Genomic DNA, 15,282 nt, shown 5'->3' on the forward strand with positions numbered 1-15,282 from the left:
GAGACTCTAACCGGCGCGCCTTTTATACCGAAAAAATATACACATATAGCCGTCCGCGCTCACGGGTGAAGCCCGCGGGATTGCCGGCCTGCATGGCATTCCAGCACCTGGGATACGAAGACCCGAACGCGCCGCGAATGACTCCTCGAATGCGCCCTGCCGATCATCCGGAAACGCTTCCTGCAACAGATTGAGAGCCAGTACTTCGCGACTTGCGCTTGCCTGGAAAGCGCGCTGCGCTAGCATAGCGAGCACTTTTACCCGCCCCAGAAGATTTCCCATGCGCCGCATCGCTTTCGCTCTGCCTTTGCTTGTCCTGATTTCAGCGTGCAGCAGCAAACCCACACCCGCTCCACAGGCCGCCGCCAAGCCGCAGGCCCCCACGCTCATCAGCCCGAGCGCCCATCCGGCGTTCGGCTCGGTGCAGCCGATCACCCCGCTGCGCGGCGATTACGCCAACAATGCCAATGCCAATCGCTTCATCGACATGATGGTGAGCAAGCACGGCTTCAACCGGCAGGACCTGCATGACCTGTTCGCCCAGACCCAGGAACTGGACTGGGTAATCCGCCTGATGGACCGCCAGGCACCGACCTACACGCCGCCCAGCGGGCCGAACGGCGCCTGGCTGCGCTACCGGAAGAAGTTCATCACCCCGGGCAACGTGCAAAATGGCGTGCAGTTCTGGAACCAGTACGAGGGCGACCTGATGCGCGCCTACCGTACCTATGGCGTACCGCCGGAAATCATCGTCGGCATCATCGGCGTGGAAACCCGCTGGGGTCGCGTGATGGGCAAGACGCGGATCATCGACGCACTGGCGACCCTGTCCTTCTCCTACCCGCGCCGTGCCGAGTTCTTCAGCGGCGAACTGGAGCAGTTCCTCCTGCAGGCACGCAAGGAGGGCGACGACCCGCTGGCACTGCGCGGCTCCTATGCCGGCGCCATGGGCTACGGGCAGTTCATGCCCTCATCCTTCACCCAGTACGCGGTGGACTTCGACGGCGACGGTCACATCGACCTGTGGAACCCGCGCGACGCCATCGGCAGCGTGGCCAACTACTTCAAGCAGCATGGCTGGATCAGTGGCGACATGGTGGCGGTGCCCGCCAGCGGCCAGGCGCCATCGCTGGAGAATGGCTTCCAGACCCTGTACCCGGTCGCCACCCTGTCCGCCGTCGGCCTGCGCCCGCAGGGCTCGCTCAACGGCCACCAGCAGGCCAGCTTGCTGCGCCTGGACATGGGCAGCAACTACCAGTACTGGTACGGCCTGCCGAACTTCTTCGTGATCACCCGCTACAACCACAGCACCCACTACGCCATGGCCGTGTGGGAACTGGGCAAGGCCGTAGGCCAGGCGCGCCAGCGCTACGCGACGACGCCGTAAGCGTTCCGCCCGAGGTCGGCCGTGCCGGCCCTAGAGCTTGATTACGATCTCGCGAGCTAGAGCAGAACAAGGCAAAAACAGGCGAGGACGCGGAGTTTACGAGCTGTAAATGAGCATTCCGAGCCTGTTTTTAACGCAGTTGTGCCGACGCGCAGCAGATCGTAATCAGGCTCTCAGGCGGGATTCGGGCAATCAATGAACAGATGCTCAACGGCGAAGCGCTTGGCCAGGTAATCCCCCAGCGCCTGCACGCCGTAGCGCTCGGTGGCGTGGTGGCCGGCGGCAATGAAGCTGATGCCGTTTTCCCGCGCGCTGTGCACGGTCTGCTCGGAAACCTCACCGGTCAGGTAGGCGTCCACGCCGGCAGCGATCGCCTGGTCGATATAGCCCTGGGCACCGCCGGTGCACCAGGCAATGCGGCGGATCGGCCGCTCGCCTTCCACCAGCAGCGGTTCGCGCCCCAGCACGTCGCGCACGTGGATCGCCAGATCGCTCGGCAGCACGGGCTCGGGCAGCGAGCCGACCAGCACGATGGAGCGCGGATTGCCCGGCTCCAGCGGCCCCTCGATCTCAAAACCGAGCTGGCGGCCGAGCTGCACGTTGTTGCCCACCTCGGGGTGCAGGTCTAGCGGCAGGTGATAGGCCAGCAGGCTGATGTCGCGGTTCAGCAGGGTCTTCAGGCGCCGCTGCTTCATGCCGACCACGCAAGGGTTCTCGCCCTTCCAGAAATAGCCGTGATGCACCAGCACCACATCGGCGTCGGCTTCCACGGCGGCATCCAGCAGCGCCTGGCTGGCGGTGACGCCGGAAACGATGCGGCGCACCTGCGGGCGCCCCTCGACCTGCAGGCCGTTGGGGCAGTAATCCTGGATCTTCGCCGCATCGAGAAAACGGTCCGCTTCCTCGACCAGCGTGCTCAGTGCGATAGCCATCGAAATTCCTCCAACAACGGCGGCGAACGTCTATTTTCTTGGCCCGCCGCCCGTATAATGGCCGCCACCCTATCGGCCATCCCCCGGCCAAGCAACCCCAAGGATTTTCTTCGATGCTGAAGGCCCTGCGTTTCCTCGGCTGGCCCGTGCTGGTTGGCGTCCTCTTGGCGCTACTGATCATCCAGCATAACCCCCAGTGGGTCGGCCTACCGCAACAGGAAGTGCATCTGCAGCAAGCGCCCCTGCTCAGCCGTCTCCAGCAGGGCCCGGTCAGCTACGCCGACGCGGTGACCCGTTCCTCGCCCGCGGTGGCCAACCTGTACACCACCAAGATGGTCAGCAAGCCGAACAACTCGATGCTCGACGATCCGCTGTTCCGTCGCTTCTTCGGCGATAACCTGCCGCAGCAGAAGCGCATGGAATCGAGCCTGGGTTCGGCGGTGATCATGAGCCCGGAAGGCTACCTGCTGACCAACAACCACGTGACCGCCGGCGCCGACCAGATCGTCGTGGCCCTGCGCGACGGCCGCGAGACCATCGCCCGGCTGGTTGGCAGCGACCCCGAGACCGACCTCGCGGTGCTGAAGATCGATCTCAAGGACCTGCCGTCGATCATGCTCGGCCGTTCCGACGGTATCCACACCGGCGACGTCTGCCTGGCCATCGGCAACCCCTTCGGCGTCGGCCAGACCGTGACCATGGGCATCATCAGCGCCACCGGCCGCAACCAGCTGGGCCTGAACACCTACGAAGACTTCATCCAGACCGACGCGGCGATCAACCCGGGCAACTCCGGTGGCGCACTGGTGGATGCCAACGGCAACTTGATCGGCATCAACACCGCGATCTTCTCCAAGTCCGGCGGCTCCCAGGGCATCGGCTTCGCCATCCCGACCAAGCTGGCCCTGGAAGTCATGCAGTCGATCATCGAGCACGGCCAGGTGATCCGCGGCTGGCTCGGCGTGGAAGTCCAGCCGCTGACCCCGGAACTTGCGGAATCCTTCGACCTCAAGGACAAGGCCGGCATCGTCGTCGCCGGCGTCTATCGCGATGGCCCTGCCGCTAAGGCCGGCCTGCTGCCGGGCGACATCATCCTCAGCATCGATGGGGAGGTCGCCGGCGATGGCCGCCGCTCGATGAACCAGGTGGCGCGCACCAAGCCGGGCGAGAAGATCGAGATCCAGGTGCTGCGCAATGGCAAACCGGTGACGCTCAACGCCGAAGTCGGCCTGCGCCCGCCGCCGACTCCTAACGGCGGCTGAGGCCAGAACCCGAAAACGAAAACGGCGCCCGAGGGCGCCGTTTTCGTTTACTGCGAAAGCCTTACAGCTTCAGACGCAGCGCATCCACCAGCGCCTGGTTCTGCTCCTCGGTGCCGATGCTGATGCGCAGGAACTGGTTGATCCGCGGCTGCTTGAAGTGACGCACGATCACGCCTTCCTCACGCAGGGCTGCGGCCAGCTCGGCGCCATCACGCTGCGGATGACGGGCGAAGATGAAGTTCGCCGCCGACGGCAGCACGTCGAAGCCCAGGGTCTTGAGCTCGGCGACCAGCTTCTCGCGGCTGTGGATAACAGCGTTGCAGGTCTGCTCGAAATAGGCCTGGTCCTCGAAGGACGCCACCGCGCCGGCCAGGGCCAGGCGGTCCAGCGGATAGGAGTTGAAGCTGTTCTTCACCCGCTCCAGCGCTTCGATCAGGTCTTCGTGACCGACTGCGAAGCCGACCCGCAGGCCCGCCAGCGAGCGCGACTTGGACAGGGTCTGCGCCACCAGCAGGTTCGGGTAGCGATTGACCAGGGAAATCGCAGTCTCCCCGCCGAAATCGACGTAGGCTTCGTCCACCAGCACCACGCTGTCCGGGCTGGCTTGCAGCAGGCGCTCGATGGCCTCCAGCGGCAGCAGGCAACCGGTGGGCGCGTTGGGGTTGGGGAAGATGATGCCGCCGTTGGGGCGCGCGTAATCCTCGACGCGAATCTGGAACTGCTCATCCAGCGGCAGCGCTTCGAAGTCGATGCCGTAGAGGCCGCAGTAGACCGGGTAGAAGCTGTAGGTCACGTCGGGGAACAGCAGCGGCTTGCCGTGCTGGAACAACGCGTGGAAGGCATGAGCCAGGACCTCATCCGACCCGTTGCCGACGAACACCTGGGAGGTCTTCACGCCGTGGTACTCGGCGATCGTCTGCTTCAGGCGGTCAGCGTTCGGGTCCGGGTACAGGCGCAGCGTGTCGTTCAGCTCGGCCTGGATCGCGGCGACCACCTTCGGCGACGGGCCGTAGGGGTTCTCGTTGGTGTTCAGCTTGACCAGCTTGGCCAGCTTCGGCTGTTCGCCCGGAACGTAGGGCACCAGTTCCTTGACGAAGGGACTCCAGAATTTGCTCATGCGTTACTCACTCTTGTCGTCAAGGATGCGGAATTCGGCGCTGCGCGCGTGGGCAGTCAGCGACTCGCCACGGGCCAGGATCGAAGCGGTCTTGCCCAGCTCGGAAGCACCCGACGCGGAGCAGAAGATGATCGAGGAGCGCTTCTGGAAGTCGTACACGCCCAGCGGCGAGGAGAAGCGCGCGGTGCCGGAGGTCGGCAGCACGTGGTTCGGGCCGGCGCAGTAGTCACCCAGCGCCTCGGCGGTGTAGCGGCCCATGAAGATGGCGCCGGCGTGGCGGATCTTCGGCAGCCAGCTTTCCGGGTCGGCCACGGACAGTTCCAGGTGTTCCGGGGCGATGCGGTTGGCGACCTCGCAGGCACGCGCCTGGTCGGCGACCAGGATCAGTGCGCCGCGATTGGTCAGCGAGGTGCGGATGATCTCGGCGCGCTCCATGGTCGGCAGCAGCTTCTCGATACTGGCGGCGACCTTGTCCAGAAATTCGGCGTCCGGGCTGACCAGGATGGCCTGGGCATCTTCGTCGTGCTCGGCCTGGGAGAACAGGTCCATGGCGATCCAGTCGGGATCGGTGCCGCCGTCGCAGACCACGAGGATTTCGGAGGGGCCGGCGATCATGTCGATGCCGACCTGGCCGAACACGTGGCGCTTGGCAGTGGCGACATAGATGTTGCCCGGGCCGACAATCTTGTCCACCTGCGGCACGCTCTCGGTGCCGTAAGCCAGCGCAGCCACGGCCTGGGCGCCACCGATGGTGAAGACGCGGTCGACGCCGGCGATGCAGGCGGCGGCCAGGACGATTTCATTGATCTCGCCGCGCGGAGTCGGCACCACCATCACCACTTCGGCGACACCGGCAACCTTGGCCGGAATGGCGTTCATCAGCACGGAGGATGGGTAGGACGCCTTGCCGCCGGGCACGTACAGGCCGGCGCGATCCAGCGGGGTGACCTGCTGGCCGAGCACGGTGCCGTCGGCTTCGGTGTAGCGCCAGGAGTCCTGTTTCTGCTTCTCGTGGTAGCTGCGCACGCGATTGGCGGCGGTTTCCAGCGCCTCGCGCTGGGCCGGAGTGATGCGGGTCAGGGCCAGCTCCAGGCGCTCGCGCGGCAGGATCAGGTCGGCCATGGACTTGGCGTCGACGCCGTCGAAGCGCTGGGTGAACTCCACAACGGCGGCGTCACCACGGCTGCGCACGTCGGCGATGATGTCCAGCACGCGCTGGTTCACCGCATCGTCGGACACGCTTTCCCAGGAGAGCAGATGGTCCAGATGACGCGCGAAGTCCGGATCGGCGGCGTTGAGTCGACGGATAGCGAAGGGTGCGGTCATAGCTGGCCTCTTTTAATTGGCATGATCTCGGGCGCCGCAAGACTATCAAGCCTACCGTGCGGGCACCCGAGAAAATTTGGCTATGACACGGATAGGCGGGCGCGGCAGAGTGCCGCGCTGAGAATTACGCCCGGTGTCGAGACTCCACCGCTTCGCGCAGTGTGTCGATCAGGGCCTGGATGCGAGCGTGCTGCATCTTCATCGAAGCCTTGTTCACGACCAGGCGCGAGCTGATGTGCGCGATCAGTTCCTGGGGCTCCAGGCCGTTCGCACGCAGGGTGTTACCGGTGTCGACCACGTCGATGATCTTGTCGGCGAGGCCGACCAGCGGTGCCAGCTCCATCGAGCCGTACAGCTTGATCACGTCGACCTGACGGCCCTGTTCGGCATAGTAGCGCTTGGCGACGTTGACGAACTTGGTGGCCACGCGCAGGCGACCCTTGGGTTCCGGCGCGCCGACCGCGCCGGCGGTCATCAGCTTGCAGTTGGCGATCTTCAGGTCCAGCGGCTCGTACAGGCCCTGGCCACCGTACTCCATGAGTACGTCCTTGCCCGCCACGCCGAGGTCGGCGGCACCGTGCTCGACGTAGGTCGGCACGTCGGTGGCGCGCACGATCAGCAGGCGCACGTCATCGAGGGTGGTGGGGATGATCAGCTTGCGGCTCTTGTCCGGATTCTCGGTCGGCACGATGCCTGCCGCTGCGAGCAGCGGCAGGGTGTCGTCGAGGATGCGGCCCTTGGACAGGGCAATCGTCAGCATGGTCTGGCTCAGCCCTAGCCCGGCACGCGGCGAATCTTCGCCCCGAGCAGTTGCAGTTTCTCTTCGATGCACTCGTAACCACGGTCGATGTGGTAGATGCGGTCGATCATGGTGTCGCCTTCGGCCACCAGGGCAGCGATCACCAGGCTGGCAGAAGCACGCAGGTCGGTCGCCATGACCGGTGCGCCCTTGAGCTGCGGAACGCCGGTGACGATGGCGGTGTTGCCTTCGACCAGGATCTGCGCACCCATGCGGTTCATTTCGTAGACATGCATGAAGCGGTTCTCGAACACGGTCTCGATGACCGCTCCGGTACCTTCTGCAATGGCGTTCATGGAGATGAACTGCGCCTGCATGTCGGTGGGGAATGCCGGGTACGGCGCAGTGCGGATATTCACCGCTTTCGGCCGGTTGCCCTTCATGTCCAGCTCGATCCAGTTGCTGCCGGTGGTGATGTGTGCGCCGGCTTCGACCAGCTTGGCCAGCACGGCCTCGAGGATGGTCGGATCGGTATCCTTGAGCTTGACGCGGCCACCGGTGGCGGCAGCGGCGGCCAGGTAGGTGCCGGTCTCGATGCGGTCGGGCATGACGCTGTACTTGGCGCCGCCACCCAGACTTTTTACACCGTTGATCACGATGGTGTCGGTGCCGGCACCCTGGACATCACCGCCCATGGCGTTGATGAAGTTGGCCAGGTCGACGACTTCGGGCTCGCGTGCGGCGTTTTCCAGCACGGAGCGGCCATTGGCCAGCGCGGCGGCCATCATGATGTTCTCGGTACCGGTCACCGACACGGTATCGAAGAAGAAGTGCGCGCCAACCAGGCCGCCGGCCGGAGCCTTGGCCTTGATGTAGCCGCCTTCGACGCTGATCTGCGCGCCCATGGCTTCGAGGCCGCGGATGTGCAGGTCCACCGGACGCGAACCGATGGCGCAACCGCCGGGCAGCGCGACTTCGGCTTCGCCGAAGCGGGCAACCATCGGGCCGAGCACCAGGATCGACGCGCGCATGGTCTTCACCAGCTCGTAGGGCGCCACCAGGGTCTTGATGGTGCTGGCGTCGACTTCGACGTTGAGCTTCTCATCGATGATCGGCTGTACGCCCATGCGGCCGAACAGCTCGATCATGGTGGTGATGTCGTGCAGGTGCGGCAGGTTGCAGACGGTCACCGGGGTGTCCGCCAGCAGGGTTGCGGCGAGGATCGGCAGCGCGGAGTTCTTGGCGCCGGAGATGCGGATCTCGCCATCGAGACGAGTGCCGCCGGTAATGATCAGTTTATCCATTGCAATATTCCCCGTGGGCTCAGGAACGCTCGGCCCAGGCGGCGCGGCTGAAGAATTTCATGGTGACGGCATGGATGGCGCCCGAGGCGATCCACTCGTTCAGGTGGGCATAGATCTGCTGCTGGCGCTTGACCGGGCTCAGGCCGGCCAGCTCGTCGCTGATCAGGTTCAACTGGAAGTTGCAGCCTTCACCTTCCACTTCAACCTGGGTACCTGGCAGTTTCTCTTCCAGGAAGTTTTTGACTTCTACGGCCTGCATGCTCAACCTCGTTCGGCGCCCTACGCGCGCGGGTCGGCCATGATACAAAAAAGCCCCCCGCCTGCGAACCCCGGCAGGGGAAGTCGCGGACGGAGGGCTTTCTCAATGTTTCAATGCTGTAACGGCAGAATCTCCAGGAGACCGCCAACCTTGGCGATTTCCTGCATGTCCTTGGGCATCCCAACGATCTGCAGCGTTTTACCGGCCTTGCGCGCATCACGGGTGAAGGACAGCAGCAGCGACAATCCGACGCTGCTGGAGCGCTCCACCGCCGAGCAATCCAGACGCACTGCGCTGGCCTTGCTCGCGGCGATCAGGCAACCGCCCTGCGTGCGCAACGCAGGGCCGGTGCTGTAGTCCAGCACACCGGCCAGCGCAAGCTCACCGTCGGCGCGCTGCGTGACGCTGCCTTGGCTCATTGGGCGCCGCCTTCCGGCTTCTGACCCTTGGCCGATTCCTGCGCATGGGCAACTACCTGGCCCCAACCCGCGATGGTCTTCTCCAGGTCATTGCCGTTCTTCTGCATGGAGTCGGCGAACTGGTCGCGGAACAGCTTGCCGATGTTGATACCGTTGATGATCACGTTACGCAGACGCCAGTTGCCGCCCTGATTGACCATGGTGTACTGCACCGGATAGACGGCACCGTTGGTACCGACCACTTCCATGTTCACCGCAGCACGTTCCGGATCCTGCTTGCCAGTGGACGGCAGCACGCGGATGGTCTGGTTGTCGTACTCGAGCAGAGCGTTGCCGTAGAACTGGAACAGGCTGCCCTTGAAGGTTTCCTCGAAGCGCTTGATCTGCTCCGGAGTGGCGCCGCGCGAATACTTGACGGTCATCACACCCTTGGCGATGCCCTCGGAGTCCACCACCGGACCGAGAATGCGGTTCAGGGTGTCGTAGAACGCCTGGGGATTGGCCTTGTAGTTGGCCTTGTTGGTTTTCAGGTCACTCAACAGGCTGTCGACGGTCTGCTGTACCACTTGCTGTGCGGTCTGCTCGGCCTGAGCGAACAGCGGCAGCATGGCGAGCACGACCAGAAGGCCACGACGCAGGGTTTTCAACATGGAATGAGTCCTCATTTCTTCGAGTCGTCTTTGTTGACTGAATTCAGCAGGAATTTGCCGATCAGGTCTTCGAGCACCAGGGCGGACTGGGTGTCCTTGATGGTATCGCCATCCTTGAGCAACTCTTCGTCGCCGCCGACGCTGATACCGATGTACTTCTCACCCAGCAGGCCGGCGGTGAGGATGGAAGCGGTGGAGTCGTCCGGCAGGTTGTTCACCTGACGATTGATCTCCATGGTCACGCGCCCGCGGTAGGTATCGTGATCCAGATCGATAGCGGTGACCTTGCCGATGGTCACACCCGCCATGGTCACCTTGCCGCGCACGGTGACACCGGAAATATTGTCGAAATAGGCATACAGCCTGTAGGTGTCGCCCGAATTGCCGATAGTCAGGCCGCTGACCCGCAGGGCCAACAGCAGCAGGGCCAGCAGACCGGCCAGAATGAACAGGCCTACACCAATCTCCAGGGTGCGGGTTTGCATCAGAAGTCTCCAAACATCAAAGCGGTCAGGATGAAGTCCAACCCCAGCACGGCCAGGGAGGCATAGACTACGGTGCGCGTCGTTGCGCGGCTGATACCTTCCGAGGTGGGCTCGCAGTCATAGCCCTGGAAGACGGCGATCCATGTCACCACGAAGGCGAACACCACGCTCTTGATCACACCATTGAGGATGTCCTTGGTGAACACCACGCTGTTCTGCATGTTCGACCAGTAGGAGCCGTCGTACACGCCCAGCCAGTCCACCGCGACCATCGCCCCGCCCCAGATGCCGACGACACTGAAGATAGTCGCCAGCAGAGGCATGGAAATGAAACCGGCCCACAGGCGCGGCGCAATGATGTACTTGAGCGGATCGACGCCAATCATCTCCAGGCTCGACAGCTGTTCAGTGGACTTCATGTTGCCGATTTCAGCGGTCAGCGCCGAACCGGCACGCCCCGCGAACAACAGACCCGTCACCACCGGCCCCAGTTCACGCAACAGGGTCAGGGCCACCATCTGGCCGACCGCCTGCTCGGAACCATAGCTCACCAGGATGTTGTAGCCCTGCAGGGCCAGCACCATGCCAATGAACAGCCCGGACACCACGATGATCGCCAGCGACAGCACGCCCACCGAATAAAGCTGCTTGACCAGCAGCTGGAAGGCCCCGCTGTGAACGCCGCGACCGAAGATGGCGTGCACCAGGAACAAGCTGGAACGGCCGAGCGACTCGAGGACATCGAGGCCTGCACGCCCGAGCAGACGAATTCGCTCGAGCGGTGAAGTCTTGCGCATCAGCGTTCTCCCAGCAGATCGACGCGATAATCGCGGGCAGGATAATGGAACGGCACGGGGCCGTCGGGGATGCCCTTCATGAACTGGCGCACACGCGCATCGTCGAGCTGCTGCAGCTGATCCGGCGTACCGTGCCCGAGCACGCGGCCGTCACCGACGATATAGATGTAGTCGGCGATGCTGGCGGTCTCCGCCAGGTCGTGGGAGACCACGATGCTGGTGATGCCCAGCGCATCGTTGAGCAGGCGGATCAGGCGCACCAGAACACCCATGGCGATCGGGTCCTGCCCCACGAAAGGCTCGTCGTACATGAGGATCTGCGGGTCCAGTGCAATGGCGCGGGCCAGCGCCACACGGCGCTTCATGCCGCCGGACAGCTCGTCCGGCATCAGTTCGACCGCCCCGCGCAGGCCCACGGCCTGCAGCTTCATCAGGACGATGTCGCGGATCATCTCGTCAGGGAGCTGGGTATGCACCCGCAGCGGGAAGGCGACGTTCTCGAAGACATCCAGGTCGGTGAACAACGCACCACTCTGGAACAGCACGCCGAACTGCTTGCGCATGTCGAACAGGTCGCCGCGCCCCAGGGTGGGGAGATTCTGCCCGTTGACCCACACCTCGCCGCTGGACGGGCGCAGCTGGGCGGCAATCAGCCGCAGCAGGGTAGTCTTGCCGCAACCCGAGGGGCCCATGATCCCGGTGACCTTGCCGCGCGGGATGCGGATATCCACGTTATCGAAAATCGCACGCTGGCCGCGCTTGAAGGTCAGCCCCTTCAACTCGACAGCGTATTGGTCGTTCGTGCTCATAGAACTCCTTGCATCACGGCACTGTCCCTTTGGCCCGCCCCAACAAAGAGTACGGCGCGGCGCGACAGGCCGAACGGCCGCGAACTATAGCACTCCGGCAAGCGCCGCCCCAAGGCCCGCCCCGGGGTCGTTAAGGGAATGTTCAGCAAAATACGTTCACATTAAGAATGTGTGTGATGAGCCTTTGGCGCTTTTCCCGTTATAATCTCGCCCTTCACTTCGCTCCACGCCTTTTCGAACATGAGCCAGAAACACGATTTCATCCACTCGGCACAACGTACCATCCGCCTCGAGCGCGATGCCGTGGACTCACTGCTGGAGCGCATCGGCGCGAACTTCACCCACGCCTGCGAGCTGCTGCTGGCCTGCAAGGGACGCGTGGTGGTGGTCGGCATGGGCAAGTCCGGGCACGTCGGCAACAAGATAGCCGCCACCCTGGCCAGTACCGGCACGCCCGCGTTCTTCGTACACCCGGCCGAAGCCAGCCACGGCGACATGGGCATGATCACCCGGGACGACGTGGTCATCGCGCTGTCCAACTCCGGGTCGACCGCTGAAATCGTCACCCTGCTGCCCCTGATCAAGCGCCTGGGCATCACCCTGATCAGCATGACCGGCAATCCGGAGTCGCCGCTGGCCAAGGCCGCGGTCGTCAACCTGGATGCCAGCGTCGAGCAGGAAGCCTGCCCGCTGAACCTCGCCCCCACCTCGTCGACCACGGTGTCGCTGGTGCTCGGCGACGCGCTGGCCATCGCCCTGCTGGAGGCCCGCGGCTTCACTGCCGAGGACTTCGCCTTCTCGCACCCCGGTGGTGCGCTGGGCCGTCGCCTGCTGCTCAAGGTCGAAAACGTGATGCACGTTGGCGAAGAACTGCCGCAGGTACTGCTCGGCACCTCGCTCAGCGGCGCGCTGCTGGAAATGACCCGCAAGGGCCTGGGCATGACCATCGTCCTGAACGATGCGGGCACGCTGGCCGGTCTCTTCACCGACGGCGACCTGCGCCGCACCCTGGACAAGGGCCTGGACGTGCGCCAGGTGACCATCGACCAGGTGATGACCGTGCACGGCAAGACCGCCCGTCCGGACATGCTTGCCGCCGAAGCCCTGAAGATCATGGATGACCACAAGATCAGCGTCCTCGTCGTGGTCGACGAACAGGACCGTCCGGTGGGCGTCCTGCACATCCACGACCTGACCCGCGCGGGAGTGATCTGAATGAGCGCCGACCTGCTGCTGCGCGCCAAGGCCGTTCGCCTGGCGGTCTTCGACGTCGATGGCGTACTGACCGACGGCAAGCTCTATTTCCTGCCCGACGGCAGCGAATTCAAGACCTTCAACACCCTGGACGGCCACGGCATCAAGATGCTCATGGCCTCCGGCGTGCGCACCGCGATCATCACCGGGCGCTCCAGTCCCGTGGTCGAGCGCCGGGCGAAGAACCTGGGCATCACCCACCTGTTCCAGGGCCGCGAAGACAAGCTGGTCGCCCTCGACGAACTGCTCGCCGAACTCGGTCTAGGCTATGAGGAAGTCGCCTACCTGGGCGATGACCTGCCCGACCTGCCAGCCATCCGCAAGGCGGGCCTGGGCATGGCGGTGGCCAGCGCCGACGCGTTCGTCCGCCAGCATGCCGACGGCGTCACCCAGGCACGCGGCGGCGAAGGTGCGGCCCGCGAGTTCTGCGAGCTGATCCTGCGCGCCCAGGGCAATCTCGAAGCCGCCCAGAACGCGTACCTCTAGAGCCGAACATGCCCAAGACACTCCGCCAGAAGCTGTTGTTCGCCCTGCTCGCCGTCCTGCTGATCGCGCTCGGCTATTACTGGAACGTCCGCCTGGACTTCAACGAGCGCCAGCTCAAGTCGCAGACCAACGACGCCATCGATTTCTACGCGGTCAACGCCCACAGCGTGCAGTACCGCGTCGACGGTACGCTCGCCTACGAGATGACCGCAGACAAATTGGAACATCTGAAAGCGACCGACGTGACACTGGTGACCACGCCCGACCTGTACTTCTACCGCGTACAGGAGCCGCTGCCGTGGCACGTCCAGAGCATTCGCGCCGAAGTGGGCCCCGAGGGCAAGCAGGTCGAGCTGATCGACGACGTGCGCGTGGCGCGCACCGATGCGCAACAGCGCACGCTGCTGCTCAACACCACCCGAATGACGGTTTTCCCGGACAAGGACTATGCGCAGACTGACCAGCCCGTGAAAATCACCGAACCCAACGGTGTGACCACGGCCGTTGGCATGAAAGCGTATCTGAAAGACAGCCGGATGCTCCTGCTGTCCAACGTAAGAGGTCAGCATGAGGCTCGTTAACACCCTCCCCCTTCTCTTCAGCCTCGCCGCCGCCATCGGCAGCTCTGCTGCATGGGCGCTTCCCACCGACCGGGAGCAGCCCATCCGCGTCCAGGCCGACAGCGCTGAACTGGACGACAAGCAAGGCGTTGCCGTCTACCGTGGCGACGTGGTGGTAACCCAGGGCAGCATGAAGCTGACCGGCAACACCGTCACGCTCAAGCAGAACAAGAACGGCGACATCGAGGTCGTGACCTCGGTGGGCAAGCCCGCCTACTTCGAGCAGAAGCCCTCGCCGGAGAAAGAGATCACCAAGGCCTACGGCCTGACGATCCAGTACTTCGTCACCCAGAACCGCGTCATACTGATCGACCAGGCCAAGGTGATCCAGGAAGGCAACACCTTCGAAGGCGAGAAGATCGTCTATGACACCCAGCGCCAGATCGTCAACGCAGGCCGCGCCACCGGCGCCCAGGTAACCACCCCGCGCCCGCGTATCGACATGGTCATCCAGCCCAAGAAAAAGCAGGATCAAGCGCAGTAATGGCTACGCTCACCGCCCAGCACCTCGCCAAGAGCTACAAGAGCCGGCAAGTGGTCCGCGATGTCAGCATGAGCATCGACAGCGGCCAGATCGTCGGCCTGCTCGGCCCCAACGGAGCGGGCAAGACCACCTGCTTCTACATGATCGTCGGCCTGGTCCGCGCCGACCAGGGCGTGGTCCGCATCGACAATCAGGATGTGACCCACCTGCCGATGCACGGCCGCGCGCGCGCCGGCATCGGCTACCTGCCGCAGGAAGCCTCGATCTTCCGCAAGCTCTCGGTGGCGGACAACATCCGCGCGATCCTCGAAACCCGCAGCGACCTGGATCGCAGCGGCCGCCAGGAAGCCCTGGAGGGCCTGCTCGAGGAATTCCACATCCACCACATCCGCGACAACCTCGGCATGAGCCTGTCCGGTGGTGAGCGGCGCCGCGTGGAAATCGCCCGCGCCCTGGCCAGTGCGCCGAAGTTCATCCTGCTGGACGAACCCTTCGCCGGCGTCGACCCGATCTCCGTGGGCGACATCAAGCAGATCATCCATCACCTCAAGGCCAAGGGCATCGGTGTGCTGATCACCGACCACAACGTGCGCGAGACACTGGATATCTGCGAAACCGCCTACATCGTCAACGACGGTCAACTGATCGCCGAAGGCAGCGCCGAGACCATCCTCGCCAACGATCTGGTGAAGGAAGTCTACCTGGGCCACGAGTTCCGTCTCTGACCCGGTGACCGCCCTCCCGGCGGCGCTCCTCCTCCCTCCGCCGACGGCCCGGACCTGCATCCGGCGCCGCGCGTCGGGCTGTCTCGTAGTTGCCTGATAATCAGGTTGTAACGAAAGGTCGACAGCCCCTAGGCAAAGCGTCCAGACTCAGGCATATAATTTGCTTCCTCGCGGCGCCCCGGCGTCCGTAGTCGTGGATATGGCGCTTGCTGCGCCAGCGAACAAGG

At 64.1% G+C, this 15,282-nt stretch carries 18 protein-coding genes; 7 read left to right on the top strand and 11 right to left on the bottom strand.

Annotated elements, in window-relative coordinates; genetic code table 11:
* Positions 1-280 precede the first annotated feature (280 nt).
* Positions 281-1,387 (top strand): lytic murein transglycosylase B, encoded by a 1,107-nt coding sequence (gene mltB / locus ACQ5BL_RS22740; RefSeq protein ID WP_243805396.1) that lies wholly within the window; start codon positions 281-283, stop codon positions 1,385-1,387.
* 173 nt (positions 1,388-1,560) lie between these two features.
* Here the strand turns inward: mltB and ACQ5BL_RS22745 are convergent, their stop codons facing one another.
* On the bottom strand, positions 1,561-2,319 hold the full coding sequence (locus tag ACQ5BL_RS22745; protein WP_243805395.1) for a Nif3-like dinuclear metal center hexameric protein: 759 nt from the start codon (positions 2,317-2,319) through the stop codon (positions 1,561-1,563).
* 113 nt (positions 2,320-2,432) lie between these two features.
* Between ACQ5BL_RS22745 and algW the strand changes: the two genes are divergently transcribed.
* Positions 2,433-3,581: a Do family serine endopeptidase AlgW gene (gene algW, locus ACQ5BL_RS22750; RefSeq protein WP_207883681.1), complete on the top strand. Its 1,149-nt coding sequence runs from the start codon at positions 2,433-2,435 to the stop codon at positions 3,579-3,581.
* Positions 3,582-3,642: 61 nt separating this feature from the next.
* On the opposite strand, the gene hisC is transcribed toward algW, so the two are convergent.
* From hisC to ACQ5BL_RS22800, 10 genes are all read right to left on the bottom strand, one after another.
* Complete coding sequence (gene hisC, locus ACQ5BL_RS22755) at positions 3,643-4,698, bottom strand: histidinol-phosphate transaminase (RefSeq protein WP_243805394.1); 1,056 nt, start codon at positions 4,696-4,698, stop codon at positions 3,643-3,645.
* 3 nt (positions 4,699-4,701) lie between these two features.
* A complete protein-coding gene (gene hisD / locus ACQ5BL_RS22760; RefSeq protein WP_243805393.1) occupies positions 4,702-6,024 on the bottom strand; it encodes a histidinol dehydrogenase in 1,323 nt (440 codons plus the stop codon).
* 124 nt (positions 6,025-6,148) lie between these two features.
* On the bottom strand, positions 6,149-6,784 hold the full coding sequence (gene hisG, locus ACQ5BL_RS22765) for an ATP phosphoribosyltransferase (protein WP_017518137.1): 636 nt from the start codon (positions 6,782-6,784) through the stop codon (positions 6,149-6,151).
* 14 nt (positions 6,785-6,798) lie between these two features.
* Complete coding sequence (gene murA, locus ACQ5BL_RS22770; protein WP_243805392.1) at positions 6,799-8,067, bottom strand: UDP-N-acetylglucosamine 1-carboxyvinyltransferase; 1,269 nt, start codon at positions 8,065-8,067, stop codon at positions 6,799-6,801.
* A 19-nt stretch (positions 8,068-8,086) separates the two neighbouring features.
* Positions 8,087-8,326 (bottom strand): BolA family protein, encoded by a 240-nt coding sequence (locus ACQ5BL_RS22775; RefSeq protein WP_207883669.1) that lies wholly within the window; start codon positions 8,324-8,326, stop codon positions 8,087-8,089.
* Positions 8,327-8,436: 110 nt separating this feature from the next.
* Positions 8,437-8,745, bottom strand: coding sequence for an STAS domain-containing protein (locus ACQ5BL_RS22780; RefSeq protein WP_207883667.1), 309 nt, complete (start codon positions 8,743-8,745; stop codon positions 8,437-8,439).
* A complete protein-coding gene (locus ACQ5BL_RS22785) occupies positions 8,742-9,395 on the bottom strand; it encodes an ABC transporter substrate-binding protein (protein ID WP_207883665.1) in 654 nt (217 codons plus the stop codon). Before ACQ5BL_RS22785 ends, ACQ5BL_RS22780 begins: the two co-directional genes overlap by 4 nt.
* 11 nt (positions 9,396-9,406) lie before the next feature.
* Positions 9,407-9,880 (bottom strand): outer membrane lipid asymmetry maintenance protein MlaD, encoded by a 474-nt coding sequence (gene mlaD, locus ACQ5BL_RS22790; protein ID WP_207883657.1) that lies wholly within the window; start codon positions 9,878-9,880, stop codon positions 9,407-9,409.
* Positions 9,880-10,677, bottom strand: a complete 798-nt coding sequence (gene mlaE, locus ACQ5BL_RS22795) for a lipid asymmetry maintenance ABC transporter permease subunit MlaE (protein ID WP_207883654.1) — start codon at positions 10,675-10,677, stop codon at positions 9,880-9,882. The genes mlaD and mlaE overlap by 1 nt, the downstream gene beginning before the upstream one ends.
* Complete coding sequence (locus tag ACQ5BL_RS22800) at positions 10,677-11,486, bottom strand: ATP-binding cassette domain-containing protein (protein WP_207883652.1); 810 nt, start codon at positions 11,484-11,486, stop codon at positions 10,677-10,679. The genes mlaE and ACQ5BL_RS22800 overlap by 1 nt, the downstream gene beginning before the upstream one ends.
* A 240-nt stretch (positions 11,487-11,726) precedes the next feature.
* Here ACQ5BL_RS22800 and ACQ5BL_RS22805 point away from each other — a divergent pair, with 240 nt between their 5' ends.
* From ACQ5BL_RS22805 to lptB, 5 genes are read left to right on the top strand one after another with little or no spacing between them, the layout of a single operon-like run.
* Positions 11,727-12,701 carry a KpsF/GutQ family sugar-phosphate isomerase gene (locus ACQ5BL_RS22805; RefSeq protein ID WP_207883649.1) on the top strand — a complete coding sequence of 325 codons (975 nt, stop codon included), beginning with the start codon at positions 11,727-11,729 and terminating at the stop codon, positions 12,699-12,701.
* Positions 12,702-13,226, top strand: coding sequence for a KdsC family phosphatase (locus ACQ5BL_RS22810; protein ID WP_207883647.1), 525 nt, complete (start codon positions 12,702-12,704; stop codon positions 13,224-13,226).
* An 8-nt stretch (positions 13,227-13,234) separates the two neighbouring features.
* On the top strand, positions 13,235-13,807 hold the full coding sequence (gene lptC / locus ACQ5BL_RS22815; RefSeq protein WP_207883645.1) for an LPS export ABC transporter periplasmic protein LptC: 573 nt from the start codon (positions 13,235-13,237) through the stop codon (positions 13,805-13,807).
* Positions 13,794-14,330 (top strand): lipopolysaccharide transport periplasmic protein LptA, encoded by a 537-nt coding sequence (gene lptA, locus ACQ5BL_RS22820; RefSeq protein ID WP_243805391.1) that lies wholly within the window; start codon positions 13,794-13,796, stop codon positions 14,328-14,330. Before lptC ends, lptA begins: the two co-directional genes overlap by 14 nt.
* A complete protein-coding gene (gene lptB, locus ACQ5BL_RS22825) occupies positions 14,330-15,055 on the top strand; it encodes an LPS export ABC transporter ATP-binding protein (protein ID WP_207883641.1) in 726 nt (241 codons plus the stop codon). Before lptA ends, lptB begins: the two co-directional genes overlap by 1 nt.
* Positions 15,056-15,282 lie beyond the last annotated feature (227 nt).

The organism is Pseudomonas sp. B1-22 (assembly GCF_050474425.1).
Classification (GTDB): domain Bacteria; phylum Pseudomonadota; class Gammaproteobacteria; order Pseudomonadales; family Pseudomonadaceae; genus Pseudomonas.

Excerpts from the sequence above, each read along its gene's own strand:
- ACQ5BL_RS22800 (WP_207883652.1), bottom strand. The coding sequence starts at position 11,486 with ATGAGCACGAACGACCAATACGCTGTCGAGTTGAAGGGGCTGACCTTC.
- mlaE (WP_207883654.1), bottom strand. The coding sequence starts at position 10,677 with ATGCGCAAGACTTCACCGCTCGAGCGAATTCGTCTGCTCGGGCGTGCA.
- ACQ5BL_RS22780 (WP_207883667.1), bottom strand. The coding sequence starts at position 8,745 with ATGAGCCAAGGCAGCGTCACGCAGCGCGCCGACGGTGAGCTTGCGCTG.
- murA (WP_243805392.1), bottom strand. The coding sequence starts at position 8,067 with ATGGATAAACTGATCATTACCGGCGGCACTCGTCTCGATGGCGAGATC.
- hisD (WP_243805393.1), bottom strand. The coding sequence starts at position 6,024 with ATGACCGCACCCTTCGCTATCCGTCGACTCAACGCCGCCGATCCGGAC.
- hisG (WP_017518137.1), bottom strand. The coding sequence starts at position 6,784 with ATGCTGACGATTGCCCTGTCCAAGGGCCGCATCCTCGACGACACCCTG.
- lptC (WP_207883645.1), top strand. The coding sequence starts at position 13,235 with ATGCCCAAGACACTCCGCCAGAAGCTGTTGTTCGCCCTGCTCGCCGTC.
- lptA (WP_243805391.1), top strand. The coding sequence starts at position 13,794 with ATGAGGCTCGTTAACACCCTCCCCCTTCTCTTCAGCCTCGCCGCCGCC.
- mlaD (WP_207883657.1), bottom strand. The coding sequence starts at position 9,880 with ATGCAAACCCGCACCCTGGAGATTGGTGTAGGCCTGTTCATTCTGGCC.
- ACQ5BL_RS22775 (WP_207883669.1), bottom strand. The coding sequence starts at position 8,326 with ATGCAGGCCGTAGAAGTCAAAAACTTCCTGGAAGAGAAACTGCCAGGT.
- hisC (WP_243805394.1), bottom strand. The coding sequence starts at position 4,698 with ATGAGCAAATTCTGGAGTCCCTTCGTCAAGGAACTGGTGCCCTACGTT.
- mltB (WP_243805396.1), top strand. The coding sequence starts at position 281 with ATGCGCCGCATCGCTTTCGCTCTGCCTTTGCTTGTCCTGATTTCAGCG.
- ACQ5BL_RS22805 (WP_207883649.1), top strand. The coding sequence starts at position 11,727 with ATGAGCCAGAAACACGATTTCATCCACTCGGCACAACGTACCATCCGC.
- lptB (WP_207883641.1), top strand. The coding sequence starts at position 14,330 with ATGGCTACGCTCACCGCCCAGCACCTCGCCAAGAGCTACAAGAGCCGG.
- ACQ5BL_RS22785 (WP_207883665.1), bottom strand. The coding sequence starts at position 9,395 with ATGTTGAAAACCCTGCGTCGTGGCCTTCTGGTCGTGCTCGCCATGCTG.
- algW (WP_207883681.1), top strand. The coding sequence starts at position 2,433 with ATGCTGAAGGCCCTGCGTTTCCTCGGCTGGCCCGTGCTGGTTGGCGTC.
- ACQ5BL_RS22810 (WP_207883647.1), top strand. The coding sequence starts at position 12,702 with ATGAGCGCCGACCTGCTGCTGCGCGCCAAGGCCGTTCGCCTGGCGGTC.
- ACQ5BL_RS22745 (WP_243805395.1), bottom strand. The coding sequence starts at position 2,319 with ATGGCTATCGCACTGAGCACGCTGGTCGAGGAAGCGGACCGTTTTCTC.